The organism is Streptomyces sp. NPDC012835 (assembly GCF_042900885.1).
In the GTDB taxonomy this organism is placed as follows: domain Bacteria; phylum Actinomycetota; class Actinomycetes; order Streptomycetales; family Streptomycetaceae; genus Streptomyces.
On sequence record NZ_JBIBBW010000002.1, the window covers coordinates 1,195,053 to 1,221,455 of the forward strand.

The 26,403-nt window shown below is 71.7% G+C and carries 31 protein-coding genes and 1 tRNA gene; 9 read left to right on the forward strand and 23 right to left on the reverse strand.

Features of this window, described 5'->3' with window-relative positions; translation table 11 throughout:
• Positions 1-24 precede the first annotated feature (24 nt).
• Positions 25-1,047 (forward strand): magnesium and cobalt transport protein CorA, encoded by a 1,023-nt coding sequence (locus ACFY6S_RS12720; RefSeq protein WP_388826462.1) that lies wholly within the window; start codon positions 25-27, stop codon positions 1,045-1,047.
• A gap of 109 nt (positions 1,048-1,156) precedes the next feature.
• Here ACFY6S_RS12720 and ACFY6S_RS12725 read toward each other — a convergent pair whose 3' ends face one another.
• Together ACFY6S_RS12725 and ACFY6S_RS12730 are read right to left on the reverse strand one after the other, a co-directional pair.
• A complete protein-coding gene (locus ACFY6S_RS12725; RefSeq protein WP_388826835.1) occupies positions 1,157-1,942 on the reverse strand; it encodes a ferritin-like domain-containing protein in 786 nt (261 codons plus the stop codon).
• A gap of 289 nt (positions 1,943-2,231) precedes the next feature.
• Positions 2,232-3,284, reverse strand: coding sequence for an LLM class F420-dependent oxidoreductase (locus tag ACFY6S_RS12730; RefSeq protein WP_388826465.1), 1,053 nt, complete (start codon positions 3,282-3,284; stop codon positions 2,232-2,234).
• 172 nt (positions 3,285-3,456) lie between these two features.
• Between ACFY6S_RS12730 and ACFY6S_RS12735 the strand changes: the two genes are divergently transcribed.
• A complete protein-coding gene (locus ACFY6S_RS12735; RefSeq protein ID WP_388826468.1) occupies positions 3,457-4,440 on the forward strand; it encodes an aldo/keto reductase in 984 nt (327 codons plus the stop codon).
• Positions 4,437-6,848, forward strand: a complete 2,412-nt coding sequence (locus ACFY6S_RS12740; RefSeq protein WP_388826471.1) for a helix-hairpin-helix domain-containing protein — start codon at positions 4,437-4,439, stop codon at positions 6,846-6,848. The genes ACFY6S_RS12735 and ACFY6S_RS12740 overlap by 4 nt, the downstream gene beginning before the upstream one ends.
• A 50-nt stretch (positions 6,849-6,898) precedes the next feature.
• Here the strand turns inward: ACFY6S_RS12740 and ACFY6S_RS12745 are convergent, their stop codons facing one another.
• Complete coding sequence (locus ACFY6S_RS12745) at positions 6,899-7,549, reverse strand: hypothetical protein (protein WP_388826473.1); 651 nt, start codon at positions 7,547-7,549, stop codon at positions 6,899-6,901.
• 47 nt (positions 7,550-7,596) lie between these two features.
• Here ACFY6S_RS12745 and ACFY6S_RS12750 point away from each other — a divergent pair, with 47 nt between their 5' ends.
• Positions 7,597-7,785: a DUF5703 family protein gene (locus ACFY6S_RS12750; RefSeq protein ID WP_114625034.1), complete on the forward strand. Its 189-nt coding sequence runs from the start codon at positions 7,597-7,599 to the stop codon at positions 7,783-7,785.
• A 121-nt stretch (positions 7,786-7,906) separates the two neighbouring features.
• Here the strand turns inward: ACFY6S_RS12750 and ACFY6S_RS12755 are convergent, their stop codons facing one another.
• The 3 genes from ACFY6S_RS12755 to ACFY6S_RS12765 all read right to left on the reverse strand — a co-directional run bounded on the left by ACFY6S_RS12755 (position 7,907) and on the right by ACFY6S_RS12765 (position 10,613).
• The gene (locus ACFY6S_RS12755) at positions 7,907-8,734 is read right to left on the reverse strand and encodes a chaplin family protein (RefSeq protein WP_388826476.1); all 828 of its coding nucleotides are present in this window, start codon (positions 8,732-8,734) and stop codon (positions 7,907-7,909) included.
• Positions 8,735-8,876: 142 nt separating this feature from the next.
• Entirely contained in the window at positions 8,877-9,110 is a 234-nt protein-coding gene (chpH, locus tag ACFY6S_RS12760) for a chaplin ChpH (RefSeq protein WP_388826479.1), read from the reverse strand.
• A 177-nt stretch (positions 9,111-9,287) separates the two neighbouring features.
• Entirely contained in the window at positions 9,288-10,613 is a 1,326-nt protein-coding gene (locus ACFY6S_RS12765) for a M20/M25/M40 family metallo-hydrolase (protein ID WP_388826482.1), read from the reverse strand.
• 209 nt (positions 10,614-10,822) lie between these two features.
• On the opposite strand from ACFY6S_RS12765, the gene ACFY6S_RS12770 reads away from it, so the two are divergent.
• From ACFY6S_RS12770 to ACFY6S_RS12780, 3 genes are all read left to right on the forward strand, one after another.
• Positions 10,823-10,910, forward strand: a tRNA-Leu gene (locus ACFY6S_RS12770).
• Positions 10,911-11,050: 140 nt separating this feature from the next.
• Positions 11,051-11,209, forward strand: a complete 159-nt coding sequence (locus tag ACFY6S_RS12775; protein ID WP_388826485.1) for a helix-turn-helix domain-containing protein — start codon at positions 11,051-11,053, stop codon at positions 11,207-11,209.
• Positions 11,210-11,233: 24 nt separating this feature from the next.
• Entirely contained in the window at positions 11,234-11,506 is a 273-nt protein-coding gene (locus ACFY6S_RS12780; RefSeq protein ID WP_388826488.1) for a helix-turn-helix domain-containing protein, read from the forward strand.
• 21 nt (positions 11,507-11,527) lie between these two features.
• On the opposite strand, the gene ACFY6S_RS12785 is transcribed toward ACFY6S_RS12780, so the two are convergent.
• The 8 genes from ACFY6S_RS12785 to ACFY6S_RS12820 all read right to left on the reverse strand — a co-directional run bounded on the left by ACFY6S_RS12785 (position 11,528) and on the right by ACFY6S_RS12820 (position 16,638).
• Positions 11,528-12,382 carry a hypothetical protein gene (locus tag ACFY6S_RS12785; protein ID WP_388826491.1) on the reverse strand — a complete coding sequence of 285 codons (855 nt, stop codon included), beginning with the start codon at positions 12,380-12,382 and terminating at the stop codon, positions 11,528-11,530.
• Positions 12,363-13,268 (reverse strand): aldo/keto reductase, encoded by a 906-nt coding sequence (locus ACFY6S_RS12790; protein WP_388826494.1) that lies wholly within the window; start codon positions 13,266-13,268, stop codon positions 12,363-12,365. The genes ACFY6S_RS12785 and ACFY6S_RS12790 overlap by 20 nt, the downstream gene beginning before the upstream one ends.
• A complete protein-coding gene (locus ACFY6S_RS12795; protein WP_388826497.1) occupies positions 13,265-14,452 on the reverse strand; it encodes a cupin domain-containing protein in 1,188 nt (395 codons plus the stop codon). The genes ACFY6S_RS12790 and ACFY6S_RS12795 overlap by 4 nt, the downstream gene beginning before the upstream one ends.
• Positions 14,453-14,466: 14 nt before the next feature.
• The gene (locus tag ACFY6S_RS12800) at positions 14,467-14,604 is read right to left on the reverse strand and encodes a hypothetical protein (RefSeq protein ID WP_169435287.1); all 138 of its coding nucleotides are present in this window, start codon (positions 14,602-14,604) and stop codon (positions 14,467-14,469) included.
• A 78-nt stretch (positions 14,605-14,682) separates the two neighbouring features.
• The gene (locus tag ACFY6S_RS12805) at positions 14,683-14,805 is read right to left on the reverse strand and encodes a hypothetical protein (protein ID WP_388826500.1); all 123 of its coding nucleotides are present in this window, start codon (positions 14,803-14,805) and stop codon (positions 14,683-14,685) included.
• Between the two features lie 297 nt (positions 14,806-15,102).
• Positions 15,103-15,936 (reverse strand): helix-turn-helix domain-containing protein, encoded by an 834-nt coding sequence (locus ACFY6S_RS12810; RefSeq protein WP_388826503.1) that lies wholly within the window; start codon positions 15,934-15,936, stop codon positions 15,103-15,105.
• Positions 15,933-16,445: a DUF6879 family protein gene (locus ACFY6S_RS12815; RefSeq protein WP_388826506.1), complete on the reverse strand. Its 513-nt coding sequence runs from the start codon at positions 16,443-16,445 to the stop codon at positions 15,933-15,935. The genes ACFY6S_RS12810 and ACFY6S_RS12815 overlap by 4 nt, the downstream gene beginning before the upstream one ends.
• Positions 16,429-16,638: a hypothetical protein gene (locus ACFY6S_RS12820; protein WP_129768018.1), complete on the reverse strand. Its 210-nt coding sequence runs from the start codon at positions 16,636-16,638 to the stop codon at positions 16,429-16,431. Before ACFY6S_RS12820 ends, ACFY6S_RS12815 begins: the two co-directional genes overlap by 17 nt.
• A 505-nt stretch (positions 16,639-17,143) precedes the next feature.
• Between ACFY6S_RS12820 and ACFY6S_RS12825 the strand changes: the two genes are divergently transcribed.
• A complete protein-coding gene (locus ACFY6S_RS12825; protein WP_388826838.1) occupies positions 17,144-17,797 on the forward strand; it encodes an alpha-ketoglutarate-dependent dioxygenase AlkB family protein in 654 nt (217 codons plus the stop codon).
• 63 nt (positions 17,798-17,860) lie between these two features.
• Here the strand turns inward: ACFY6S_RS12825 and ACFY6S_RS12830 are convergent, their stop codons facing one another.
• The 5 genes from ACFY6S_RS12830 to ACFY6S_RS12850 all read right to left on the reverse strand — a co-directional run bounded on the left by ACFY6S_RS12830 (position 17,861) and on the right by ACFY6S_RS12850 (position 21,924).
• Complete coding sequence (locus ACFY6S_RS12830; RefSeq protein WP_388826511.1) at positions 17,861-18,733, reverse strand: DMT family transporter; 873 nt, start codon at positions 18,731-18,733, stop codon at positions 17,861-17,863.
• 235 nt (positions 18,734-18,968) lie between these two features.
• Entirely contained in the window at positions 18,969-20,078 is a 1,110-nt protein-coding gene (locus tag ACFY6S_RS12835; protein WP_388826514.1) for a type VII secretion protein, read from the reverse strand.
• 31 nt (positions 20,079-20,109) lie between these two features.
• Positions 20,110-20,328 (reverse strand): hypothetical protein, encoded by a 219-nt coding sequence (locus tag ACFY6S_RS12840; RefSeq protein ID WP_388826517.1) that lies wholly within the window; start codon positions 20,326-20,328, stop codon positions 20,110-20,112.
• A 46-nt stretch (positions 20,329-20,374) separates the two neighbouring features.
• Complete coding sequence (locus ACFY6S_RS12845; protein WP_388826521.1) at positions 20,375-20,827, reverse strand: HD domain-containing protein; 453 nt, start codon at positions 20,825-20,827, stop codon at positions 20,375-20,377.
• 158 nt (positions 20,828-20,985) lie between these two features.
• A complete protein-coding gene (locus ACFY6S_RS12850; RefSeq protein ID WP_388826524.1) occupies positions 20,986-21,924 on the reverse strand; it encodes an alpha/beta hydrolase family protein in 939 nt (312 codons plus the stop codon).
• Positions 21,925-22,176: 252 nt separating this feature from the next.
• Here ACFY6S_RS12850 and ACFY6S_RS12855 point away from each other — a divergent pair, with 252 nt between their 5' ends.
• The gene (locus tag ACFY6S_RS12855; protein ID WP_388826527.1) at positions 22,177-22,557 is read left to right on the forward strand and encodes a MerR family transcriptional regulator; all 381 of its coding nucleotides are present in this window, start codon (positions 22,177-22,179) and stop codon (positions 22,555-22,557) included.
• A 131-nt stretch (positions 22,558-22,688) separates the two neighbouring features.
• On the opposite strand, the gene ACFY6S_RS12860 is transcribed toward ACFY6S_RS12855, so the two are convergent.
• The 4 genes from ACFY6S_RS12860 to ACFY6S_RS12875 form a co-directional block, all read right to left on the reverse strand.
• Positions 22,689-23,471: an alpha/beta fold hydrolase gene (locus tag ACFY6S_RS12860; protein WP_388826530.1), complete on the reverse strand. Its 783-nt coding sequence runs from the start codon at positions 23,469-23,471 to the stop codon at positions 22,689-22,691.
• Between the two features lie 142 nt (positions 23,472-23,613).
• Entirely contained in the window at positions 23,614-24,513 is a 900-nt protein-coding gene (locus ACFY6S_RS12865) for an aldo/keto reductase (RefSeq protein WP_388826532.1), read from the reverse strand.
• Positions 24,510-25,376 carry a helix-turn-helix domain-containing protein gene (locus ACFY6S_RS12870; protein ID WP_388826535.1) on the reverse strand — a complete coding sequence of 289 codons (867 nt, stop codon included), beginning with the start codon at positions 25,374-25,376 and terminating at the stop codon, positions 24,510-24,512. The genes ACFY6S_RS12865 and ACFY6S_RS12870 overlap by 4 nt, the downstream gene beginning before the upstream one ends.
• 377 nt (positions 25,377-25,753) lie before the next feature.
• Positions 25,754-26,290: a hypothetical protein gene (locus tag ACFY6S_RS12875; RefSeq protein ID WP_388826538.1), complete on the reverse strand. Its 537-nt coding sequence runs from the start codon at positions 26,288-26,290 to the stop codon at positions 25,754-25,756.
• Between the last annotated feature and the right edge of the window lie 113 nt (positions 26,291-26,403).

The following is a 26,403-nucleotide window of genomic DNA, read 5'->3' on the forward strand; positions in this document are numbered from 1 at the left end:
CGGTCGGGACCGGAAAAGGGAAGAATGCCCGCCGTGATCGTGGACTGCGCCATCTACCGCGACGGACGCCGCACCGACGGGCCCGCCGACTTCTCCGACGCCCTCGCCGAGGCACGGGCCGAGGGCGACGCCTTCCTGTGGCTCGGGCTGCACGAGGCGACGCCGGCCGAGTTCGAGAGGGTGAGCAGCGAGTTCGGGCTGCACCCGCTGGCCGTGGAGGACGCGCTCACCGCGCATCAGCGGCCCAAGCTGGAGGTCTACGACGACTCGATCTTCATGGTCCTCAAGCCGGTGCGCTACGACCCGCACAGCGACGTGGTCACCACGGGGGAGCTGATGGTCTTCATAGGCGACTCCTTCGTGGTCACCGTCCGGCACGGCGAGGGGGCCGCGCTGGCGGCCGTACGGCGGCGGCTGGAGGCCGAGCCCGATGTCCTCAAGCACGGCCCCACCTCCGTCATGTACGCCGTCAGCGACGCGGTCGTCGACCACTACATCGAGGTGGCCGGGGAACTCCAGGTGGATCTGGAGGAGTTGGAGGCCGGTGTCTTCGCGCCGGACGGCGGCGACAGCGGACGCGTTACGCGGGCGGCGGGCCAGGGGACGCAGACCGCGGCCCGGATCTACAACTTCAAGCGCCAGGTGCTGGAGTTCCGCCGGGCCACCGGACCGCTGGGCGCGCCGATGGCCAGGCTGGCGGGCGCGGGGGTGCCCTTCGTCCACGAGCACGCGCAGCCGTTCTTCCGCGATGTCAACGACCATCTGATGCACGCCAACGAACAGGTGGAGGGGCTCGACCGGCTGCTCTCCGACATCCTCTCGGCGCATCTGGCGCAGATGGGCGTGCGGCAGAACGACGACATGCGCAAGATCTCCGCCTGGGCCGCCATGGCGGCCGTCCCCACGATGGTCGCCGGCATCTACGGCATGAACTTCAGGCACATGCCGGAGCTGAAGTACGTATGGGCCTATCCCACCGTGATCGCCTTCATGGCGGTCGTGGTCTTCGGCCTGTACCGGCAGTTCAAACGGCGCGGCTGGCTCTGACCCGCTCGCGCGCGCTCCGGTCGCGGGTGCCGGAGGGAGCGGGGTCCGGTCGCGGGTGCCGGTGGACGCGGGGTCCGGTCGCGGGTGCCGGTGGGCGCGGGCGGGCCGCTCAGAAGGCCGGGGCTGCGGTCGCGGGACGGCCGAGGGGGTCGGGCCGCTCCGGCATCCTGAGCGTGACCATCCGGCGCCAGCCGACGAGCCGTTCGTACCGGTACAGCGCGTGGATACCGGCCGCGAGCAGCGCCGCCTTGGGCCGGGGCCAGCCCAGGAGGCGGCCCATCCGGTCCATCACGGCGATACTCACCTCGTGGTAGACCTCGATCTCGGCGAGGGCGCACTCCCGCAGCACCCGTTGGATCATCCGGCCGCGGCCCGCCCGCGCCAGCCGCAGCAGTTCTTCGTGGCAGTAGCCGAGGTGGTTGTCCTCGTCGGCGCTGATCGCCCTGATGGCCCGGCCGACCTCGGGGTGGTCACCGAAGAACCTGACCAGCATCTTCATCTGGTCGGCGGCCCGTTGCTCGGTGATGCGGCTGTGCGCGAGGTAGACGACGACGTCCTCCTCGGTAAGCGGCCGGTCCGCCCGCAGCTTGCTGTGTGTGAGCCCGATGCCGCGCTGTTCCAACAGCATGGTGTAGTCCGTCTCCGGCGGTACCTCGACGGGTTGGAGGCGGCGCTTTCGCAGCAGGGCGTGGAAGATCCGTCCATGTTTGTCCTCGTCCGTGCCGTGCCGGGTGATCTTGGGGGCCAGATCGCGCATGGACGCGGGCACCAGAGCGGCGATCCGGCTGTTCTCCCAGCCGCCCTGGGCCTCGCCGCTGGCCGCGATGGAGCAGAACAGCCGGTAGGTACGGTCGTTGTCCAGGATCTCCTGGAACAGACTTCGGGCCGAGAGCACCACTGCCGCCTCCATTGCCGTCATCCGTGGGAACAGACCCCCGGACATCGAGTCAGCCCCCGGACATCGAGTCAAAGGGGGCGCGGGGCGACAGGCAACAGGTGCGCCGTTCCGCTGAGCCGAACGAAGGACCACGGGGGCCGTCCGGCGCGTGACCGAGGACACCCGGAGGCGTTGCGGGAGAAGACGGCCGTGGCGGGGACGCCCTCCCCCGAGCCCCCGCCACGGCCGCGGAGCTCCCCGGGGTCGGGCCACCCCCGGCGCCGCCGGCCCGTTCACGCCGGTCCGGTCACGACGCCAGCCCGGCCCGCTCCAGGGCGCGCGTGCCCACCCGCAGCGCTTCGATCCGCTCGTCGAGCGTGAACCCGGCCGGGGCGAGCGTCAGCGTGGTGACCCCGGCGGCGCCGTACTCCCGCATCCGGTCGGCGATCCGGTCGACCGTGCCGAGCAGCGTGGTCGAGTCGATCAGCTGGTGCGGTACGGCGGCCGCCGCGCCGTTCTTGTCGCCGGAGAGGTACTTGTCCTGGATCTCCGCGGCCTCCTTCTCGTACCCCATGCGCGCCGCCAGCCGGTTGTAGAAGTTCTGGCTGCGGCTTCCCATCCCGCCCACGTACAGGGCGGTGTACGAGCGGAAGGTGTCGGCCAGGGCGTGGATGTCCTCGCCCACGGCGATCGGAACGGTGGGGCAGACGTCGAAGCCCTCCATGGTCAGCCCGGCCTTCTCCCGGCCCGCCCGGAGATGGCTGATCGCCGTCTCCTCCAGATGCGCGGCCGAGGGGAAGATCAGCAGCGCGCCGTCGGCGATCTCCCCGGTCTGCTCCAGGTTCTTCGGGCCGATCGCGGCGATGTAGAGCGGAATGTGCTCGCGCTGCGGGTGGACGGTGAGCTTCAGCGGCTTGCCGGGGCCGCCGGGCAGCGGCAGCGTCCAGTGCGCGCCGTCGTACGACAGCCGTTCGCGGGTCATGGCCCGGCGGACGATCTCGACGTACTCCCGGGTGCGGGCCAGCGGCTTGTCGAACTTCACGCCGTACCAGCCCTCGGACACCTGCGGCCCCGAGACGCCGAGGCCGAGCCGGAACCGGCCGCCGGACAGGGAGTCGAGGGTGGCGGCGGTCATCGCCGTCATCGCGGGCTGGCGCGCCGGGATCTGGAGGATCGCGGAACCGACGTCGATGGACTCGGTCTGCGCGGCGACCCAGCTCAGTACGGTCGGAGCGTCGGAGCCGTACGCCTCGGCGGCCCAGCAGACGTCGTAGCCGAGCCGGTCGGCCTCCTGCGCGACCGCGAGATTGTCGCTGTCCATCCCCGCGCCCCAGTAGCCGAGGTTGATGCCGAGCCGCATAGCCACTCCCTTGCCGTATACCGGTGAACCGACGACCCGATTTTCGAGCGCCGATTACCGATGAGTAACGTCCCTGTCTGCGGGACTCTAGCGCGCCGTCCCGGCATCCGTCAGGGCCCCGTTGTCCACAGGCTCTCTCGGCGTGCGGCCGTGGCCAGTAATCTCAACCGCCATGGAGCAGAGGCATCTCGGCCGTACCGGCCTGCGTGTGTCCAGGATCGGGCTCGGCACCCTGACCTGGGGACGGGACACCGACGAACACGACGCCGCCGACCAGTTGAAGACATTCTGGGAAGTCGGTGGAACGCTGATCGACACGGCGGACGTGTACGGCGGCGGGGAGGCCGAATATCTGCTCGGCCGCCTCGTCGAGCGGCTCGTGCCGCGCCGGGATCTGATCATCGCGACGAAGGCGGGCAGCGTGCCCGATCCGTACCGCCGCTTCGACGGGTCGCGCGGGTATCTGCTCTCGGCGCTCGACGCGTCGCTGGAGCGGCTGGGGACGGACTACGTGGATCTGTGGCAGATCCACGCCTTCGACGCCGACACACCGCTGGAGGAGACCCTCAGCGCGCTGGACATCGCGGTCACCAGCGGCCGGGCCAGATACGCGGGGGTGTCGAACTTCTGCGGCTGGCAGCTGGCCAAGGCGGCCACCTGGCAGCTCGCCGCGCCCGGGATACGCACCCGGCTGGCCAGCACCCAGATGGAGTACTCACTGCTCCAGCGCGGAGTGGAGCGCGAGGTGCTGCCCGCCGCGAACGACCTGGAGGTCGGCCTGCTGCCCTCGTCCCCGCTCGGCCGCGGGGTCCTCACCGGCAAGTACCGGAACGCCGTACCGCCGGATTCGCGGGGCGCGTCCGAGCAGATGGGGCCGTTCGTCGAGCCGTATCTGGACGAGGCGGCGCGACGGATCGTGGACGCCGTCGTGACCGCCGCCGAGGGGCTGGCGGCGACCCCCCTGGAGGTGGCGCTCGCCTGGGTCAGGGACCGCCCGGGCGTCGTGGCGCCGATCGTGGGCGCGCGCAACGCACAGCAGCTCACGGAGGCGTTGTCAGTGGAGAGCCTTAGTCTTCCTGACGAGATCTGCCAGGCGCTCGACGATGTGTCGGCGCCCGTGCACCGCTATCCCGACCAGGACTGGAGCACGCTGTGAGTACGGACCGCGACCCCGCCGCCGTGGCGGAGGCCGAGCCGGCGCCCGAGCCGGCCGACCGGGCCGCCGACGAGGTCACCGAGGCCGTGCCGGACCCGGCGGTCGAGTCCGGCGCTCCGGCTTCGGCTTCCGACGTGGGCGCTTCGGACGACGACGCTTCGGGCGACGACGGTACGGGCGACGACGCTTCGGGCGACGAGGGTACGGGCGACGAGGGTACGGGCGGCGACGGTACGGAGGCCGAGGCCGCCGAGGCCGCCGGGGAGAAGTCCGGGGACGGTGCCGAGGCGGCGGCTCCGTCGGAGGCCGAGGCCGAGTTGGCCGCGCAGCGGGAGCTGCGGGAGCGGATCGAGCGGCGGAAGGCGGAGAAGGACGGGCCGATCACGGCCGGCGCGAAGCTGAGCGGACAGGCCGCCGATCTGCTCGCCGCCGTACGGGCCATGGAGAGCGGCGCCCCTGTGGACCCGGCCCTGCTGGCCCGTGCGGCGCCCGAGCGGGCTCCGGCGGCCGCCATCCGCCCGCAGCCGGCCGAGGCGTCACCCGGCGCCCCCCAGCCCGGCTCCACGCCCTCCTCGGCCGCCGCCCAGGACCACGCGCAGCTCCGCTCCCCGTCCCCCTCGGCCGGGGCATCGGCCGGGGCACGGGCCACACCGCCCGAGGCCGTGGCCGCCGTCCGGGCCGTGCTCGGGGAGGGCGGCGCGCCGGAGGCGCTCGCCGGGCAGCTGTGCGAGGCGCTCGGGGAGCGGGCCGCCGACGCGCTGCGTGAGAATCCGTGGCTGCTGCTCGCCGCCCCGGTGGTGCGGCCCGAGCAGGCCGACGGGTTCGCGCGGGCGCTGCTGGGGGCGGCGTGCGGCCCCGGCGACGAGCGCAGGGCCGCCGCGCTCGTCGGCCGGCTGCTGGAGCGCGCCGCGCTGCGCGGGCACACCGCGCTGGAGGCGTCCTCGGTGCGCGAGGCGCTCGCCGGGCACGCGGTGCCCGACCCGGACGCCGCGGTCCGGCACGCCGTCGCCGAGGGGGCCGTGCTGGTCTTCCAGGACGGTGGCCAGGACGACGGGAGCGCCGCGGAGCCGGCCCCCGGCGGGGAGGACACCCCGGCGTCCGGGACGGACCGCGCGCCGGTCCCGGTGCTGCTGGGACTCGACCGGTACGCGCTCGCCGAGGAGAGCCTCGCGGACGGACTCGCCCGGCTGGTCAAGACCGGGCAGCAGATCTCCGGCGCCGCCGCCGAATCCTGGGCCGAGGCGGCGGCCGGAGCCCCCTCTCCCTCGGCGGCCGAGCTGATCCGCGCCGTCGCCGGCCACGGGCTCGTACTGCACACCGGCGGCGAGGCGGCGCGGGCCGAGCCCGTCGCCCTGGCCGGGGCGGCGCGCTCGCTCGGGCTGCGCGCGCTCGTCGCGGTCCACAGCGAGAACGGCCGCGCCCGGCTGGGCGCCGAGGTCGGCGCGGTCACCGTGGCCGGGCTGCTCGCCGGTGCCCAGGGTCCGGGGCGGGACGCCGAGGGAGCCTTCGCACTGGACCTCCTCGTGGTGCTGGACGCGCCACAGCTGGATGTGGAGACGGCCGCGATGCTCGTGGAGTCCCTGCCCGACGCTGCCCGGCTGGTGCTCAGCGGCGATCCCGGGGTGCTGTGGTCGGCGGGCGCCGGCCGGGTGTTCGGCGATCTGCTGGCGTCCGGGGTGTGTCCACGGGTGGCCTCCCGTACCCCCGATCCCGGACCGGTGGGCGAACTGGTGTCGGGGATCGGCGTCGGCGAGCTGAACCAGGTCGAGGCGCCCGGCAGGGAAGTGGTGATCGTCCCGGTCCGTGACGCGGGGGAAGCCGTGCACCGCACGGTGCAGCTGGTCACCGAGTCGGTGCCGCGCGCCTTCGACATGGCGCCGGGGCAGACGCAGGTCATCACGGTGGGCCACGGCGGCTCCGCCGGCACCCGCGCCCTGAACGCGGCGCTCAAACAGCGCCTCAACCCGGGCCCCGGCGCGTTCGGCGGCTTCGACCCGGGCGACAGCGTGGCCTACGGACCGGCGCCCGGCCGGACGCTTCAGGGCACGGTGCTCTCGGCGGACGCCGAGGGGCTGCGGCTGGACTGCGCGGGGGTGGCGGTCGTCGTCCCCCGGGACCGCGTCGAGTCGGCCGTCCGCCACGGCTGGGCCCTCACCGCGCACCAGGCGGCGGGGATGCGCTGGCCAGCGGCGGTCGTCGTCCTCCCCGGGGACGCGGCACCGGGCCTCAGCCGCCCCTGGGTCTTCACGGCCTTCGGCCGGGGTGAGCGCCATCTGTCGGTGGTCCACGGCGTCGAGGGGGCGCTGGCCCGCGCGGTGGCGGACATCCCGTCCGAGGAGCGCACCACCCGGCTGCGCCCGCTGCTGGAGACGCTGCTGGCCCCGGCGGCGCGACAGCCGGACCGGTGACCGGCCGGCCGGGCCCCCTGGAGCGTTCCGGGGGCCCGGCGCGGGCGCCGTCAGGCGTCCTGTTCCTCCAGGTCGTCCAGGTCGGCGTCGAGGTCGTCCTCGTCGAAGACGGCACTGACGTCGAACCGGCACACCACCTGCTGGGGGTCCGCCTGATCGAAGGGGGCCGACAGCCACTCCCCCGGTTCCGGGAGTTCTTCCGCCGCCGCGACCCAGAGTGTGGAATCGCCCTCTTCGAGGCCGAACTCCTTGTGCCGGGAGGCGATCTCATCCGGTTCGTACTCGCCGAAGAGCACTCCGAGGGCGGCGTGCACACTGCCGCCCACCACGGCTCCGGTGTCGCTGTCGCGCTCCACATCGGCGATGCGCTGTGCCTGTGCGAGCAGCCGCTGCGGCTCCACCACCGCGTAGTCACGCCGGATCAGCACGCTGAGGGCGTTGGGCTCCTCGGGACCGTTGTAGGGCGGCAGGGAGTCGTCCGGGTCCGGGATCTCGAAGGGGGTGACCTCGTCGTAGCGGTTGTAGAGCCGCTCGTCGTACACCTCGGCGGCGACGGCGAGGGCGTTGAACGCGTCGGAGACGGCCGGGTCGTCCTCGCCCGTACGGTTTTCGACCGCTGCCAGGTGGCGGTCCAGAGCGGCCTTGACCGCCTCGGCGGCAGCGCGTACCTCGGCAGCGGTGGGCTGCGCAGCATCAGACATAGTGCAGACGCTATCCGTACCGGGGCTCTGCCCGCACAATAGATGCGATGCCGGAATACGAATTTGTCGACGTGTACGTGCCGCGCGGGGTCTCCCGCAAGGATGCGGCCCGTCTGCTCACCGACCACGCCGAGTACGGGCACTGGGAACTTGACCGTCTGAGCCTGCACCGGGACGGCAGCCGCAGGGTGCGGCTGCGCCGGCGCATCATCCGCCAGGTGCGCGCCACCTGGTGACTACGGCGGAACGGGCCCCGCTGCTGCGGGGCCCGCCCCTGGTGTCCCGGACCTGTCGCCGGGGTCCCGCCCGCCTCCGGGCGGAGATGACCGCTCCCGAGGACGGGCTCCGGGCGTGCGACTACGCGGAGGCGCGGGCGCGGCGGTAGAGAACGGTGCCCGCCAGCAGCATGCCGGCGCCCACCGGGATCGCGATGCCGAGGCCGCCGGCACCGGTCGAAGCGAGCACTTCCTCCTCGGCCTCCGGCTCGGTCTCCGCGACGGTCTGCGTCTCCGGGGTGTTCGGAGTGTGCGGAGCCGGGGGGACGACGCGCGGGCCGGTCGGCTCTCCGGGCTTGCCCGGTGTGCCGGGCTCACCGGGCTTCTCGGGCTGGACCGGCGGCGGGGTGACGGGAGACTCGATGTTCTCGCAGTCGTTGCCGAAGGTGGGGTTCAGCAGCCCGACCACGTCGATGCTGTTGCCGCACACATTGACCGGGATGTCGATCGGCACCTGGACGTTGTTCCCCGAGCCGACGCCCGGCGAGTTGGCCGTACCGCTCTCGGCGTGCGAGCCACCGGCGTGCGAACCGCCCGCGTGGGGGCCCTCGGCCGGCAGGGTGTGCGTGCCGCCCGGGTGCGATCCGCCCTGGTGGGAGCCTTCGTGGGCCGGGGTGGTGTGCGCGCCGCCGCCGTGCGCCTCACCGTATCCGCCGGACGGCTTGCCCGACGTGTTGGCGCACTTGTTGCCGAAGGCCGGGTTGAGCACCCCGACGACGTCGACGGTGTTGCCGCACACGTTGACCGGCACGTGCACCGGCACCTGGACGTTGTTCCCCGACAGCACGCCCGGGGAATTCGCCGCGGTACTGCCGGCTCCGGCGTCCGCCTGCGCGTGGCCGCCACCGAGGGCGAGCACGCCGCCCGCCGCCGCCACGGTGATCAGGCTCTTGCGCGTGACCTGCCTCATTGCTTCGATCCCTGTCCTTCTGCCTTTGGTGACTGCCCTGGGCATCGGTGCCGGGGCAGGATGCCCAGCGGCCCCGGAGCGCGAGGAGCGCGCTCCGGGGCCGGGGCCGGGCTCAGACCCGCACGGGGTGAGAGCTACGACGTCACTTGTTGATGCAGACGTTGCCGAAGCTGGGGTTCAGCAGCCCGATCACGTTGATGCTGTTGCCACACACGTTCACCGGGATGTGAACGGGGACCTGGACCACGTTGCCGGAGAGCACACCGGGCGAACCGATGGCGGCGGCCTGTGCGCCGGAGTCGGCGACGGCCATGCCCGCGCCCGCGAGCACGAGACCACCGGTGACAGCCGCGGCAGCGACGACCTTCTTGATCATTCTTCCTCCTTGGAGAGCACGTGCGGTCCCAGCCGCGGACCGCACACCTGTAACGAGGAGGAATCAGTGAGGCTACGACCGTTTGGCGGCATTCACTCTTCTCAGGTGCATACGCACAGGCTGACGAATTACGAGGCGTTCCGGGACCCCGCCATTTGGCGGAGGCCCCGGCGGGGCTCAGCTGTGGTCGATGAAGCGGTCGAGGACGCGCACACCGAACGTGAGGCCGTCCACCGGCACCCGCTCGTCGATGCCGTGGAACATCCCGGCGAAATCCAGCTCCGGCGGCAGCTTCAGCGGGGCGAAGCCGAAGCCCCGGATGCCGAGGTCGTCGAAGGACTTGGCGTCCGTACCGCCCGACAGCATGTAGGGGACGGCCCGCGCGATCGGGTCCTCGGCCGAGAGCGCCGTCTGCATGGCGTCCACCAGCTTCCCGTCGAAGCTCGTCTCCAGCGCCTTGTCGCCGTGCACGTCCTCGCGCCTGACCCGGGGGCCGAGGATCCGGTCGAGGTCGGCGAGGAACTCCTCCTCGTACCCGGGCAGGAAGCGGCCGTCGACATGCGCGGTCGCCTGGCCGGGGATCACGTTCACCTTGTAGCCGGCGCCGAGCATGGTCGGCGCCGCCGAGTTGCGCAGGGTGGCGCCGATCATCTTGGCGATGCCGCCGAGCTTGGCGAGCGTGGCGTCCATGTCCTCCGGGTCGAGCGGGGTGTCGAGCGCGTCGGACAGCTCGTCCAGGAAGGACCGCACGGTCTTGGTGACCCGCACCGGCCACTGGTGCCGGCCCAGCCGCCCCACGGCCTCGCACAGTTCGGTGATCGCGTTGTCGTTGTTGGTCATCGAGCCGTGCCCCGCGGTGCCGTCCACCGTGAGCCGCATCCAGTGCATGCCCTTCTGGGCCGTCTCGACCAGATAGAGGCGCAGGTTCTCGTTGACGGTGAAGGAGAACCCGCCGACCTCGCTGATCGCCTCGGTGACGCCCTCGAAGAGTTCCGGATGCTTGTCGACCAGGAAGCGCGCGCCGTACGTACCGCCCGCCTCCTCGTCGGCGAGGAAGGCCAGCACGATGTCGCGCGGGGGCTTGCGTCCGCTGCGCATCCTGTCCCGTACGACCGCGAGGGTCATCGCGTCCATGTCCTTCATGTCGACCGCGCCCCGGCCCCACACGCAGCCGTCCGCGATCTCGCCAGAGAAGGGGTGGTGGCGCCAGTCCTCGGCGTTGGCCGGGACGACATCGGTGTGGCCGTGGATGAGCAGGGCCGGCTTGGAGGGGTCCTCGCCCTCGATCCGGGCGACGGTGGAGGCGCGGCCCTTGTGCGACTCGAAGATCTTCGGTTCGAGCCCCACCTCGGCCAGTTTCTCCGCCACGTACTCGGCGGCGGCCCGCTCCCCCGGCCCCGAGTGGTCGCCGTAGTTGCTGGTGTCGATCCGGATCAGGTCACGGCAGAGGTCGACGACCTCGTCCTCGCCCGATACGGTCCTGCCCGCGTTCGGCTCGCTCACGCTGCTCACTCCCACGGTTGTCACTGGTGGTCCCCCGGCCCGGTTCCGGGCTGCTGGTCCTCCATACTCCCGCGATCCGCTCCCGCGCCCAAGGCGGGCCCCGGCCCGTCACACGCCCGTCACACGGGACCGGCCGTGATCGGGCACCCCTGAATGTTTGCTATGGTTTTCCACGTCGGAACGCCCCAGGGCGAACCGGCAGACACCTGGTCCGGGTGGCGGAATGGCAGACGCGCTAGCTTGAGGTGCTAGTGCCCTTTATCGGGCGTGGGGGTTCAAGTCCCCCCTCGGACACCAGCAGAGACCCCAGTTCACCTGGGGTTTTTCTGTTTCTCCGGCTGTGGCGTGACCAACCACGTGACCAACAGCCGAGCGAATCTCCTGGTCAGACCAGGGATGACAGGCCGAGTCGGCCCGCTCCGGAAGCGGCCAGCCGCGTGGCCGAACTGGCCGAGTACCCGGGCGTCACGCCCGCGTGGGTCTACAACAACCACCGGCCGCTCAACATCCTTGCCCGAAAGATCGGCGGGCACCTGCGCTTCCGCCTTGCGGACGTGGATCGCTGGGTCGATCGGGAGTGCCCGGCCGTTGCATAGCCGGATCCTGCCTACCGCCTCACGATGGGAGACCCGAACGGGGCGGGAGCCATAGTCTTCGCCGTACTCGCTGTCAGCGCGGAAGTCGAGCGAGAGGGCATCCGGGAGAAAACGTTGGAGGGGCTGGACACTGCGGCCCGCAAGGGCAACCACGGCGGACACTCCACCGTCGTGGACGACGACAAGCTAGCCGCAGCCCGTGCTCGGCACGCCAAGGGAGAGAGCGTCACCGCCATCGCCAAGGCCGTGGGCGTCTCCCGGGCCACCTTGTACCGGCACATCGGTGAGAGCGCCTGAGCCAGGCGCACAGGGGGGCAGTCAGGCGCTCAGCTCGGAGTGCACCGGGACGGGCGGGCGCACTCCGGTGAGCGCCCCTGCACGGGCCACGAGGTGAGGTGCAAGGTCGGGGTACCAGCCACGGGCTACGGCTTGCAGCATCTCGGCCAGGGCTGCCAGTTCCCCGATTCGGCCGGCGGGGGTGTCGAGGACCGGCGCGAACTCCTTGCGGATGCGGGCGGCTACGTGAGGAACAAGCAGGCTGTTGGCGTGGAGGAGTCCCGCGTCGTAGCCGAAGGGCACCTGTCCCCATCGCTCCCAGTCCAGCAGGCACAGGGGTGCGGCGGTGAGGTTGCCCCAGTGCAGGTCACCGTGACCGGTCACCCGCTCCACCTTCGCGGGGGCCGGGACGCCGAGGAACTGGGGGAAGGCCCGTTCGATCCAGCCGCCCCGGACGGTGACCTTCACCCCCTCCGCTTCAGCGAGCAAGGCAAGGGCTTGGCGAAGGTCCGACCACCACTCGTCAGGCAAGCCGGGGTCGTGGTCGATGTCGGCTCGGTCCGGGGACACGATGGGTTGCGTGACGTAGTCAAGGACTTCCGCCTCGAAAGCCCACTCGCCGTCAGTCCAGTCGTGCACCTCGTACAGGCGGGGGCGACGGACACCGTCAGGCACCAGCTCTGAGGCGCCGACGATGCCCTCCCCCCGCTTCCTGCCCGCGTTCCTCTTCGCCGTCCGACTCACCCGTAGCCACCGGTCCCCCGCTCGGCGTCCGAGGGTGACACCGAGGAAGCCCCACGCCAGCGGCCCCGTGCACGTGAGCCCGAGTTCCTGAGCCGCCCGGTCGTGGGCGGCCTCCATCAGGGCCTGTACCTCCTCATTTACCGGCGAGTTCATCCGTCACCCTCCTGAGTTCCTGGGCCGTCAGCGGCGCAGCCAGAGCCTTGGCTGCATCGTCCCAGTGCTCGCGGGTGCTCGCGGAGGTGAGGACGACGTCGAGGCCAGGGCACGAGCCAGCGGCCAGCAGGGCAGCGGCTGCGGGCGATAGGCCGGGGCGGATGAGGTTCACCAGTTCGGGTGTCATGGCATCGAGGAGTTCGCCCCCGTGCAGCGGAGCGGAGCCGAACGTGATCAGCCCGGCGTCCTTCGCCTGCACGAGCGGCCCACCGCCGTTCAGGGCCTGTGTGATCGGAGCATCCATGACCAGGCTCACGGGCATCTGCAACCCCGTGAAGTGGTGCTCGGCGGAACCCGCCGCCTGCCGGGCCAGCGTGAGCAACTCGGGCACGCTGAACGCCCCGGAGGTCAGGCCCGACCATGTGGCGACGCCGTACCCGCCGATCCTGCCCGCGTGGGCGAACTCCTCCAGCGCGGTGAAGGCTTCCCTCACACGCCAGTGCAGAGCGGCACGGTCAAGGCCGTGCCCGTGGTGCTCGGGGTTGTGGACGAACACCAGGTCCACGCGCCCAAGCGCGGCCAACGACCGCTCCGTCTGCCAGCGGACGAAGCCCCGCTCAAGGCTGTGCCTACCGGCCATCTCTGCCCTGGTGAGCACGCCCTCAGCCAGGGCGGTGCGGCCTTGCTCCGCCGTGAAGAACCCCGTCTTCGTGGCTACCCGCACGGTCGGGTACTGCCCGAGAACCGGGCGCAGTTCCTCATGCGCCTGACCATGGGCGTAGTTGGGTGCCGTGTCCACCCAGGGGCTACCGGCAGCCAGGGCGGTGCGTGCCGCCTGGCTGACGGCACGCACGCGGTATGTCCCCAGGCAGAGCGCGGCGGTCACAGTGCCGTCCCCACGACTGCAACGGCGTGACCGTCGATGAGGACGGAGACCAGTTCGGCCACGTCCTTGACCTCCAGTCCGGCGGAGTCGGCGAGTTCGCCGAGCGTGGTCGGCTGGTTGGTCAGCAGCGTGCCCAGCGCGGGAGCTGCGGACTCGGAGAAGTCCCACGCCGTACCGGCCGCCGAGAGGGTGACTGTGCCCTGTTCGCGGTTCGCCGTCAGGCGGCCCCTCGGGGTGGTGAGCTTGACCGTGATGTCCGACCGTGCGGGGAGTCCGCCCACGTAGGGCAGGGACGGGATCGCGTGGCCCAGGTCCGTCGTGTCGATCGACTCTGCCCACCGCTCCACGAGGCGGGGGTCCGCCATCATGTCGGCCACCTCACGGCGCAGCGCGTCGGTGAAGTCCGACTGTTCCGTCAGCGAGCCGAAGCGCGGGATCTCTCTCCGCAGCGCGAGGGATGCCCGGAGCTGATCGACGACCCACAGCATCAGGTCAGCGCCCGTGTGCGGGACCATGCCGAACGTCAGGTGAAGGGATTCCGTCCCCTGGTCAGCGGTGACCGCGTGCCACCAACCGCGCGGCAGGTAGAGCACGTCACCCGGGGACAGAACGAGGTCCGCCATCGGGTCGCCCTCCGGCTCCTCCGGCGACTCCACGTCCCGGAAGGTGGGCGCCTCACGTGTCATCCCCCACAGGCGCCACCGCTTCGCACCGTGCAGTTGCACCACCACAACGTCATGGTCGTCCCAGTGCCGTCCGAAGCCCTCCCGCTCGGTCCACGAGGCGTACACGTTGGCCTGCACGGAAGTCCCGAGGAAGCGAGCCAGCCCCTCCGCAGCCACCCCCACAGCGGGGTGGATCTTCTCCACCGCGTCGAGGACCAGCGACGCTCCGTCCCTGAGCTGGGCGTGGAAGTCGGACGGCTGGATGCGGGACCAGGTGACCGCGCGGCGGTTCGCGGTGGGGATCGCATAGCGGTGCAGCGGGACCATCTCGCCGTCGACCGACAGGCGCAGCCGGGGCGGTTCCAGCCGTTGCGTGGCGATGATCCGGTTCAGGTCGTCCCAGGAGAACAGGCCCGCCGTGTCGGCGGCCCCGGGGAGGTGCGCGTAGGAGCGGTGGTACGTCTGGGCGAGGAACGTGTCCCCGCCCAGGCGCCCCGCCCACGAGGCTGCATCAAGCAACGTGGGCGCTCCCGTCAGTCGTTGCCGTCGGAACGGCCACTGCTGACGTCAGACTCCTGCTCAGCGCGGGTGCGCGCGGCCACGATCTTCCGCTTCGCGACGAGCAGGCCACCCCCCTCGGGGGCCACCGAACCGGTGTTCTCCTCCACCATCGGACTACCTTTCTCTTCTCGGGGATTCCCGCCCGGGATCAGGCGGGAAGCAAAGGGGGACAGCGGCGAGTCCGGCGGTTACCGGGTCGCCAGGGCTCCGGCGCAAACCAGGGCACAGCCGCTGAGGATCATGGCCAGGTACAGCGGCCCCGCGTACCGGCCGAAGTGGCGCAGCACCCAGCGGCCCAGGCCACGACTCACGCCGTCTTCGGCTCCGCCGCGACAGGGCGGAGATCACTCACAGACGGCGAGCTGCGGCCCGTGCAGCGAGGGCACCCGCAGGGCGGGTACTTGGTCGGTGAACCCAAGATCACTGCGTTGCGCGGGTCCACCTGCACCTCACACGGGGCCGTACGTCCGGCCGCCGTCGTATGACACCCGCAGGGTCATGCGTCCCGTCGCGGTTTCTCGTCTCGTCTCGCTCGGTCGCCGCCATGGGGGAAATCATTGGCCCAGAAACCGGCGGCTGTGTAGTTCTTTCCCGTCATGGACTAAAGATCATGAACGGCAAGCGGCAGACCACTCCGCCAACAAGGCTCGCGCTTCCTCCCCGAACAACGCATAACCCTCCAGCGTGGAGAAAAGTTCGAGATGCATTTCGATGTCTCTTGGATCTCTCAGGATCACAACACCGGTTGTGTTCTCCACAGTGGCCAGCGTGTTGTCGTAGACGGTGAAGGTGTCCATGGGCGCCATGGGCTTGTATCCCGTGATGGGGATAACGCCGAGCTTCACGTTCGTCAGGTGGGTAAGTGAGGACAGCCGGTCAATCTGCATCGCCATCGCAGCCGGGGGCAGGAGCGGCCACCTCACAGCCTGCTCGGTCAGGATGAAGGTAAAACGCTTCTTCGTATCGTAAAGAACCTCTTGCCGCTCCAGCTTCCTCGCGATCGTCTTAGTGACATCGGCCGGAGAATTGGCAAGGCTGGCCCGGATGTACTCAGGGGTGGACAGCAGTCCCGTAATCATCGAGAGCAGGAAGAAGCGGAATTTCATAGACGAGGATTCGAGGGCTGAAAGTTCAGTCTGCTTCTTCTCAAGGCCCCTACGCCGCAGCGAGCGCAGGTCTTGCCATTCGGTGTTGGCCAGCCGCGCAAGGGCGATGACCTCCTCGATGGCCTCGGGCGGAGCAACGACAGCCCGGAGGATTCTCTCCAGGTCCAGCAGGCTCGGCTGAGCCTTCCCGTTCTCGATCCGGCTGATCTTCGATTGGGACATGTTGCAACGCCGAGCGAGCCGGTCCCCAGTGAGGCCGGCTCGCTTGCGCAGTTCTCTCAGCAGGGCTGCCAGTTCCTGTTTTGGCTGCCCCAACTGTTCAGGGTCGAACGTCACCCGCTCACGTACTCCAGGAATGGAACCGACTCGGCCACGGCGATCCGCTTCAACTGTCGGTACGGCTCCGGGTCACCTTCGCACAGTTCCCGATTGATCTGTGTTCCGTCCGCCCGGTAATTCATCAGAACTACCTTGGACTCATCGAACATCCAAAAGTCCTGATCCGGCAGTCCTGGATTCTCACGGTCGGTGAGATCGAGGATACGGATATCCTCGCCCGCCTTCACGTGGTGCCGGTAGTAATACTCGAACTCGAACCGCAGGTAATCCGAAAGCGGGCGCGTCACGACATGCACCCGGCCAACGCTCTTTCCTTCCGAGGCCCATTGCCGGACCTCGTCCATCCACGCCGAGGTGTAATCATCCGGCGACTTCTCCCCGGCGAGAAAGCGCTTCAGCTTCTCCTCTTCCTGGGGCATGGTGTAGACGGGCAGCGTCTCCAGCCGCCACGCCTCCCGCTCCATGGAATCGAAGCAGTCATTCCACGCGTCACCATCCAAGTGCACGGAACGCCTCCCTGAGAACCGCCTCCGGGATTTCCACGAGCCCTTCCCCAGCAGGCGGGGTGAAGGCGGCGGACACGTCGCCCTGCACCACGAACGATCCGGTAGCCGTGCGGTACACGTTCGGACAGTCCTTCTCTCCGCACTCGCCGTTGCCGTTGCCCGTGAGCCGGGTGAGTGCCGAACGTTCGGCCATGCCAAACCCCCTTGCTCTGGCCCCGTTTGGGCCGCCTGGCCAACGACAGTAGAGGGGGTGGCGCTACGCGTCCATGCGTGAACGTGACTATGCGTGTCCTTGCATAAACAGGTCCCCGACCGCGCCGGCCCACCCCGGTACGCGGTCACGTACGCGACCGTGCAGACTGGGCGTAGCCCCGTGGCGCGGTCCCAGAAGCCTGACCAGGGACGGACGCCTCGGAGGATGATTGGTCACGTGACCAACGCATGACCAACAGGGGCCCGAGAGAGCCTGAAACAGTAGGAAAGAACAGGAGAAACGTCCGCCGAAATCCAGCCTGGCGACGGGCATTTCCCCAGGTCAGAGTGGTTGGAGGCTGGTGCCCGAGTGAAGAGTTCAAGTCCCCCCTCGGACACCGGCTGGAACCCCTGTCGATCAGGGGTTTCTCGCGTTTCCGGGACCAGCCGTTTCCTCCAGGACATCCCCAGGACTTGCCGTGAACGCCCTGATCCCCCGCCCGCCCATGGAGATCGCTCCGGGTGCGGTGCACGTGCCCGGCTGGCTGAGCCTCGACCAGCAGCGCGAGCTTGTCGTCGCCTGCCGGGAGTGGGCCACCGGGCCGGTGCCGATCCGGTACACGAGGCTGCCGCGCGGGGGCGTCATGTCGGTGCGGACCGTGTGCGTGGGCTGGCACTGGCAGCCGTACCGGTACAGCAGGACCGCCGACGACGTGAACGGCCGGCGGGTCGCCGCGTTCCCCGGCTGGCTGGCCGGGCTGGGGCGGCGGGCGCTCGTGGAGGCGTACGGGGATCCGGCGGCGGGCGACGGGTACGCGCCCGACACCGCCCTGATCAATTTCTACGACGGCGAGTCCAGGATGGGCATGCACCAGGACAAGGACGAGCGTTCCGGCGCCCCCGTCGTCTCGCTCACCATCGGGGACAGCTGCCTCTTCCGTTTCGGCAACACCGAGACCCGCGCCAAGCCGTACACCGATGTCGAACTCGCCTCCGGCGACCTGTTCGTCTTCGGGGGCCCGTCGCGCTTCGCGTACCACGGGGTGCCGAAGGTGTATCCGGGGACGGGCGATCCGGCGACCGGGCTGGCCTCCGGGCGGCTGAACATCACCATGCGGGTCACCGGGCTGCCCTCGGAGGGGCCTCCGGGGGAGGGCTGACCCGCGGGCCGGCGTGACCGGGCGCCCCGCCGGGCTCCCGCGGTCCGCTCCGTGCCCGCCGCCTCAGCGCACGCGCCTGGCCGGGGGCGGCCCGCCCGCCGCGAGGGGCGAGCGGGCCAGCTCCAGGCAGCCCACGGCGATCAGGACGACGCCGGCCAACTGGGGCAGCAGCCACCAGCCGGTGCGCACGCTCTCGCCGAACAGCATGACGCCGTACACGACGCTGATCAGCGCGTCCCCGAGGGTGAGCATCGGCTGCGAGGCGGCCAGGGAGCCCGCCTGGAGTGCGTTCTGCAGCAGGAACAGCGCCCCCACGCCCGCGACGGCCGTGGCGTAGAGCTGCCAGGAGGAGAACAGCGCGCCGAGCCCGCCGGTGTCGAGCCGGGCCACGGCGTCCTTCATCAGGGCGGCGGTCAGCGCGTATCCGCCGGCCGCCGCGAGCCCGAGGGCGGCGGCCCGCGCGTTGCCGCGCAGCCGGACGGACCAGAGGATCAGGGCCGCCTCGGCCGCGCAGGTGATGAGCAGCGCCGGGATCCAGGCGGCGGCCGGACGCACGGTGTCGCTGCCGCCGCCGGGGGCGGCGGTGGCCATCGCGAGGGCCAGGCCGCAAGTCACCGCGGCGACTCCGTACCAGGTGGAGCGGGGCAGCCGTCTTCGGAAGAGCAGGCTGGCGAGCAGCAGGGTGGCGGGCAGCTCCATCACGAAGATCGGCTGGACGACGGCGATCGGGCCGGTGGCGAGCGCGATCGCCTGACAGCCCGCGGCCACCAGGACCAGGCCGATCCCGGCCAGCCACACCTTCTGCCGCAGCAGTCCGCCGATCAGCGAGAGGCGCATGGCGGCCCGGTCCGGGACGGTGGACGCGGCGCGGCGCTGGAGCACCGAGGCGGAGCCGTTGCTGATCGCGGTCAGGACGGCGAACAGGACACTGATCACCGGCCCATCATGCGGGCGGCGCGGACCGGAAGCGGTCTCATCCCGCCGGGCCGGGACCGAATGAGGTACCGGCCGGGGCCGCTCGGGGTGGTGGCGCGCCCGCCGGAACGCCGTCCCGCCCGCCTCTTCGTTCGTACGCCCGGCCCGTACCCCGGCCCGGCGTCCGTACACCCGGCCCGTACCCGAACCCGGTGTCCGTGCGCCCGGCCCGTACCCGAGCCCGGTGTCCGTGCGCTCAGCCCGCGCTCACCGCGCGGCGCAGTGTCTCGGCACCCAGCCGAGTCGCGCTGACCCTCGTCTCCGGGGCCAGCAGGGCGGTACGGACCGGGCCGCCCGCGGCGAGGTGCCGGTCGTACGGGACGACGACGACCCGTGCCCCGGTCTCCTCCAGATGGCGGGTGGCGGCCTTCACCCCGAAGCTCGCGTCCGGTGTGGAGACGGTGAGCGCGATCACGGTGGTGGCGAGTACGGGTCCCGGCAGGCCGGCCATCCAGTCGAGCACCGCGCGGGTGCTGCTGACGCCCTCCAGGGTGGCCGGTGCGACCAGTACCCGGGCGTGCGCGGTGTCCACGGCGGTACGGGCCAGCTCGCCGGGCAGCGTCTCGCAGTCGACGACCGTCACTCCGAAGCGGCGGCGCAGCCCGGCCATGACGGTCCGGTACTCGGGGATGCCCAGCGGGGCGCCGATGCGTCCCTGGCTGCCGGGCAGCAGCCAGCCGCCCTCCAGCGGGACGAGATAGCCGGTGATGTCGGTGAGCTGGCCGGCGTGCGGGGACGGTGCGAGGATCCGCGCGAGATCGGCACAGCTCCAGCGGACGGTCTCGGCGCCGAGCCGGGTGGGGAGGGTGCCGAGCGCGGCGTCGGCCTCGACGGTGACGACCGGGTCGCGGCGGTAGTGGTTGAAGGTGCGGCTGAGCAGGGCGGTGACGGTGGTCTTCCCGGCGCCGCCGCGGATGCTGGTCACCACGATCTGGCGTCCGGTGGTGAGCGGATACTGCAACTCCTCGGCGATCCGGGCCTCTTCGGCGATCTCCCGGGGGGCGGAGCCGAGGAGGGCGCGGGCCGCGCGGGTGGAGCGGCGGACCAGGGACTCGCCGTGCCGGGGCCGGCCGGCCGCCTCGGTGAGGGAGGCGGTGGTGACGGCGACGGATTCGGGGGCGGGCAGGGGGCGGGGCGGCGGAGGCGGGGGGACGGTGTACGTCACGGGGGCGGGAGCGGGGGCCCTCGGCGGGGCGGTGTCCGGTACGGGGGCGGGAACGGCGTCCCGCGGCGAGGCGGTGTCCGCCGCGGGCACCCGCTCCCCGTTCATGTCGCGCCGTATCCGCGGGCTGTCCTGACCGGACATCGGGAATCCCCCTCTGGTCTCTGAACCGTGATCAAGAACTGCTGGACGGCAGCCCGTGGACACCGGACGCACCGGCGGCGCGGGCGCGCGGTGCGTGCGGCCGGGCCCGGGAGCGCCGGGCCGGCCCGGCGCCGACGGGGAGGAGGCGCGGGGCGGCGGGCGCGCGGCGCGGGGCGGCGGCCGTGGCCGTGCCGTACGGGTACCGCCCGTGGCCGGCCGGCGGGACCCGGCTCGCTTCAGTGCCGCTCATCGCCCCCACGCTCACCTGTGTGATCCCCGAACTTACCATCGGCCCCTCAGTCGCCGGCCGACCCCAACAGGCGGCGCATACGGGCGTACTTGGCGGCGAGGCGCTCCGCCGTCGCCGGGTCGAGCACGGCGAGCCGGTCCGGATCGGCGTTGTGCGCGAGGTCCGCTTCCTTGATCAGGGAAGCGCCGGGAACAGCGAGGACGCGGGCGGCGTACTCCTCCGGGGGTTCGCCGGGCCGCTTGGTCACGGCGAGCACCATGGCCTTGACCCCGGCGGGAAGCGCCGCTCCGTCGAGCCAGGCGCGGGACAGCGCGCCGTCCTCGATCGCGTCGTGCAGCCAGGCGGCGGCGATCTGTTCGGGACCGCCGCCGCGCCGGGCGACCCCGTCCGCCACCGCCGCCAGATGCTCGGCGTACGGGCGGCCCGCCTTGTCCGTCTGCCGCGCGTGCGCGCGGCGGGCGATCGCTTCCACCTCGGCCAGGTCCAGAAACTCTTCCATGGCCCGATGATCACACCGCTGGCGCCGGGGCCACCCAGCGGCCGTCGTGTTCGGCCGTCCCCCGCGCGCCGGTCGCCGGCAGCTGGGCAGCGACGACCGAGGCGCCCCGGTCGCGGCGACCGGGGCGCAAGGCGGCGGGTGTCCTCAACGGCCGGGGGTCACTTGGACTCCAGTCGCCCCAGCGGGTGGGTGCCGGCGAGGACGGTCCGGGCCGTCTCCCAGTCGGTGTGGTCCACGCCGGTGACGTGGCGCAGGTAGGCGAGGGTGACCTGCTGGACGAGGGCGACACGGTCGGGGTTCTCATCGGTGGTCTCCGCCACCCGGTAGCCGGAGATCCCGCCGAGGGAGTGCTCGCCGCCGTACACGGTGAGCAGGCTCTTGTCGCCCCGGCTGAGGGTGTACGGGTCGCTCGTCCAGGCCGGTCCCCGGGTGGAGAGCGGCAGGTCGTCCTGGTCACCGGCGACGACCAGCCCGGGGGCGGTGATCCGGGAGAAGTCCTGATCGCGCAGCCACGGAAGGTTCTCGTGGGCGAAGGGGGTCAGCTCGTCCCCGCCCTTGCCCGCGGTGGCGAGCTGGACGCTGGCCATGACCCGGGCGTCGGACAGGTCCTCGGCGATGCCGGTCTCCGGGTCGTGGACGCGCAGGCCCACGAGGATGCCGGCGGTCTGGCCGCCGAAGGAGTGCCCCGCCGCGACGACGCGACTGTGGTCGACCCGGCCGGCCAGGCCGGGCACGGCCGCCTCCAGGGTCTCCAGCTCGTCCAGGATGCGCGTCATGTCCTGCACGCGGTAGCGCCACATCCGGGGCCTGCGGGGATCGTCCGCTGCCATGCCGATCCGCTGGGAGTCGAGATGGGTGGCCTGGACGACCACGAAGCCGTGGGAGGCCCAGTGGTCGACCAGCGGTGCGTAGCCGTCGAGGTCCGAGCCGAATCCGTGCGCGAACAGAACGACCGGCAGACCGGTGCCGGTGACCGGGGCGGAGACGCGTACGGGCAGGTCCTCGCCGCGCTCTGGTGCGGGCAGCACGAGCGGCTCGACCGCTACGGTCGGGGTGGACGCCGGGCCGGTGAGACCGGTCGACTGGTACGTGTTCATGCGGGTGTCTCTTCCAGGTGTGGTGCGTGCGGAGTCCGTGCGTGTCGCACGACATCGGTCGTTCGCCGGGCCGGGGTGATGTCCTCATTCGCCGGCCGCTCCGTTCCGTCCTGGCCGTGCGTGCTTGCGTACGTGCCAGGGGACGTATCGGCGGGAACTCCCCGAGGAAGTGCGTAGTGGTTACGCTAGAACTTGACGTTGACGTCAAAGGCAAGCGTGTGTGACGCGGGCCACTCGGTCAGGGAGCTGGGAATGCGCATCGGGGAACTCGCCCGCCGGACGGGCGTCACCACCAGGGCCCTGCGGTACTACGAGGAGCAGAAGCTGCTCACCTCCGAGCGCAGCGACAGCGGCCAGCGGCACTACCCGGAAGCCGCGGTCGACCGGATCCGGGTGATCCGGGAGCTGTATTCCGCCGGCCTGTCCAGCCGGACCATCGCCGAACTCACGCCCTGCGTCGTCGACGGCAAGGCCACGCTTGAGCTTCTCGACCGCCTGGCCGCTGAGCGTGATCACATCGACCAGCACATCACCGACCTCACGCACACCCGGGACAGGCTCGACTCGGTCATCGCCGGCGCCTCCGCCACCCTGCGCACCGGCACTCCCTGCGCGCAGGGCGCCGCCGGCTAGGACCGGCGCCGCCCGCGTGCCCGGCACGGACGGCCGTCGCCGCAGGACACACTCCCGGGCTCGACCCGCCGGATCGGGTCGCCACCGACAACGCCTCGTCGCCCGCCTCCGCCCGCTCACGGGCCGACAGCTCAGCGCCGGTGCTCCGGGAGACGGCGGACGAAGTCCAGCAGCAGGGAGCAGAACGCCGCGGGCTGTTCCAGCGGCGCGAGGTGCCCCGCGTCGGGGATGACCACGGCCGGGCCCGCGTCGAGGTCGCGGGCCAGTTCCTCGCCCCCCGTGAAGAAGTCGGGCATGTCGTGTTCACCGACGCCGACCAGGGCGGGAGCGGTCAGGGTGCGCAGCGCCTGCGTTCCTTCGCCGAGCGGGTCGGCCGCCAGTGGCGGCTCGCCGTGGGCGAGCTGGTCGGTGAGCCGGCTGCGGAGCATACGGGCCGCGTGAGCGCGGACTTCGCCGGTCGCGCCGGGCGCGGTCCACGCCTCGACGCCGGCGGTCACCGCCGCGTCCAGGTCGCCGGCGGCGAGCGCCGTCCTTTCGGCGTCCCAGGCGGCTCGCAGGCGTGGGGAGGCCGGCCGGTCGTGCGGCCGGTACCCGACGAGCACCAGGCCCTCGACCCGCTCGGGGGCCGTGACGGCGACCTGGAGCGCCGTCAGGGCGCCGAGGGAGTTCCCGGCCAGGACGAAGCGGTCGGCCCCGAGGTGGTCGAGCGTGTCGAGCACGTCCGTCCAGGGGGCCGCCTCACGGTCGGCGGGTACGCGTGCGTCGCCGTGGCCGGGCAGGTCCAGGGCGATGGCCCGCACACCCGCCTCGGCCAGCAGGGGGAGGTGGGCGTCCCACATGGTGCGGTCGGTGGGGCGGGCGTGCAGCAGGACGACGGGCCGGCCTCGGCCCGCCTCGTCGGAGGGAAGCAGCATGGTGAGCGTCTTTCTTCGGTGGGAGCAGGAGGGAGCGGGGGGAGACGGAGAGGGGGAGCCGGCGGGCGGCAGGCTCAGGGCGCGGAGGGGCGGGGGCCCGCATTCCGGGGCGAGCGGGGGCCCGCTTCGGCCGGGGCGACCGTCACGCCGCGGCGGTCAGTTCGTCGGTTTCCGCGTCGCTCAGCCGCACGGTCGCCGCGGCCAGGTTCTCCTCCAGGTGCGCGACCTTGGAGGTGCCGGGGATGGGCAGGACGACCCCCGAGCGGGCCAGCAGCCAGGCCAGCGCCACCTGCGACGGGGCCACCCCGTGGGTGGTCGCGATCCGGTCGACCGGGCCGCCGGGGCGGGCCAGTTCGCCCGCGGCCACCGGCGCCCAGGGGATGAAGCCGATGCCGTGCCGGGTGCAGTACTCCAGGACGTCGGCGGAGGCGCGGTCGGTGAGGTTGTAGCGGTTCTGGACGGTGGCGATCTCCGCGATCGAACGGGCCTGCTCGATCTGATCGACGGTGACCTGGGACAGTCCGATCGCGACGATCTTGCCCTCGTCCTGGAGCCGCCTCAACTCGCCGACCTGTTCCGCCAACGGGACCTTCGGGTCGACGCGGTGCAACTGGAACAGGTCAATGTGGTCCAGGCCGAGCCGGCGCAGGCTCATCAGGGCCTGCTGGCGCAGGTACTCCGGGCGTCCGACCGGCGGCCACGCCGCCGGGCCGAGGCGCACCAGTCCCTCGTCGGTCCTGATCACGTCGGGTCCGTTGCGGGTCAGCCCGGCCTTGGTCGCGATCAGCACGTCGTCGCGGTAGGGATGGATCGCCTCCCGGATGATCTCCTCGCTCACGTACGGGCCGTAGGAGTCCGCGGTGTCGATCAGCCGCACGCCGAGTTCGACGGCGCGCCGCACCACTCGGACGCACTCCTGGCGGTCCTCGGGCTCACCCCACACCCCGAGCCCGGTCAGGCGCATGGCGCCGAAACCGAGACGGGCGACCTCCTTGCCCGCCACCTCGAAGGTGCCGGCCGTGTCGGACAGAGACGCGGTCATGATCGGAATTCCCCTTCCTCCGCGGGAGCGTCCCGGTCCGTCAGGACCGCTTCCCGCTCGGACAGCCGGCCGAGCAGGACCAGGGCGTCGGCGTCGGCGCTGCCGGGTTCCGCGCTGTAGACGGACAGGTGCTGTCCGGGGGCGCTGGTGACGGCCAGCGCCTCGAAGTGCAGCCGCAGCTCCCCCACCCGTGGGTGCCGGAAGCGCTTGTCCTCGTGTGTACGGGGACGGACTTCGTAGCGCGCCCACAGGCCCGTGAAGGCGGGACTGCGCACGCTCAGTTCGCCGACGACCCGCTCGATGCGCTCGTCCTGCGGGAACAGCGAGGAGGACGCCCGCAGGTTGCCCACCGCGATGCGCGCCGCGTGGTCCCAGTCGGCGTAGAACTCGCGCGCGAAGGGGTCGAGGAAGATCATCCGCAGCAGGTTGTCGTACCGGACGAAACCGCCGTACAGCTCTCGCGCCATCGCGTTGGCGGCCAGTACGTCCTGCGCCGCCCCGACGACGAACGCCGGTGTGTCACGCATGCCGTCCATCAGCCGCAGCAGTTCCGGGGCGACGGTCGTGGTGGCCGCCGGCGTCCCGAAGACGGAGAGGCCCAGCCGGAAGAGATGGGCGGCCGCCGCGTCGTCCAGCCGCAGTGCCCCGGCGATGGCCCGCAGCACCTGCTCGGACGGATGCCGCTCGCGGCCCTGCTCCAGCCGGATGTAGTAGTCCGTGCTCATCCCGGCCAGCAGCGCCACTTCGTCACGACGCAGCCCCGGAACCCGCCGGGACCCGTCATCGGGCAGGCCGACATCCGCCGGTGCGACCACCGCACGGCGGGCCCGCAGGTAGCCGCCGAGTTCGTTCTCGCTTTCCATGACAGCCACGCTAATCGCGGGCGGCCGTCGGCGCGTGGGTGCGCCGCACCCACCCGGGTGGGGCGGCCGCCGTGCCCCGGGGCTGGAGAGGCAGCGCCGGGAACAGCTCGGTGCGGGGCGGGCACCCGCTGCCGGAGGGCGGCGACCGATGCCTCGGCTGCCGCGGAGCGCTGTTCGTCGGTCACGGCGATGGTCGCGCGGCCCTGCCAGTGGCGGTCCTCGACCCGGACGACGCGCGCCCCGGCCGGAGCGGAGGGACCCCACCAGGAGCCGGAGATGCGTGAGGGACGACGCACAGAGCAGGGCAGTCGCCGAACACTTCCCCGAGCCTCCACGCCGAGGGACGGTGGGGAGCGGGCGCCGCGCGGCGGGGACCGTCAGACTTCGCCCGACCGGGACAGGGCTTCGCTGATCATGCGTGCGGCGAAGTCACGGTCGTCGGTGATGCGGTTGATGTGCTCGGCGAGCAGGAAGGCGGTGGCCTCCAGGGAGGTCATCTCCTCGTCGGTCCAGTAACCGTACTGTTTGCGCCACAGGTTGGGGCTCAGGCCGGTGGCCGCGGCGACGACCAGACCGGCCATGGTGGGGATGACCTCGGGGCGGATGCTCTTGGGCATCATGCGCAGCGTGGCCACCAGGTTCGGCACCACGCATTCGATGACGTCCTTGTCGTGATCCTCGTAGGCCATGCGCAGCCAGTTCATGAACATGAAGATGACCGTGCACGTACCGTCCAGCACGTCATCGATCCCCTTGGGCCCCAAGGACGCGGCGAACTGGTCGGTCAGCGCCTGTTGTTCGGGGTCGATCTCGGCCTTGGAGTCATAGATGGACTTGAGCCGGGAGTCGATCATCATGAGTGCCGCGCCCACATCGCCGGCCGGGGCGTACTGGGGGTCACAGGGCGAGTTCACGGAGTTCCTCCTGGTGCGACCACGGTAGGTAGTGATACATGTCCGCACAGTAGGCCGTCGACGAGGCGGGGGTGGGCGAATCCCGCCACCTGCGGCCCGAATGATGCCGGGCG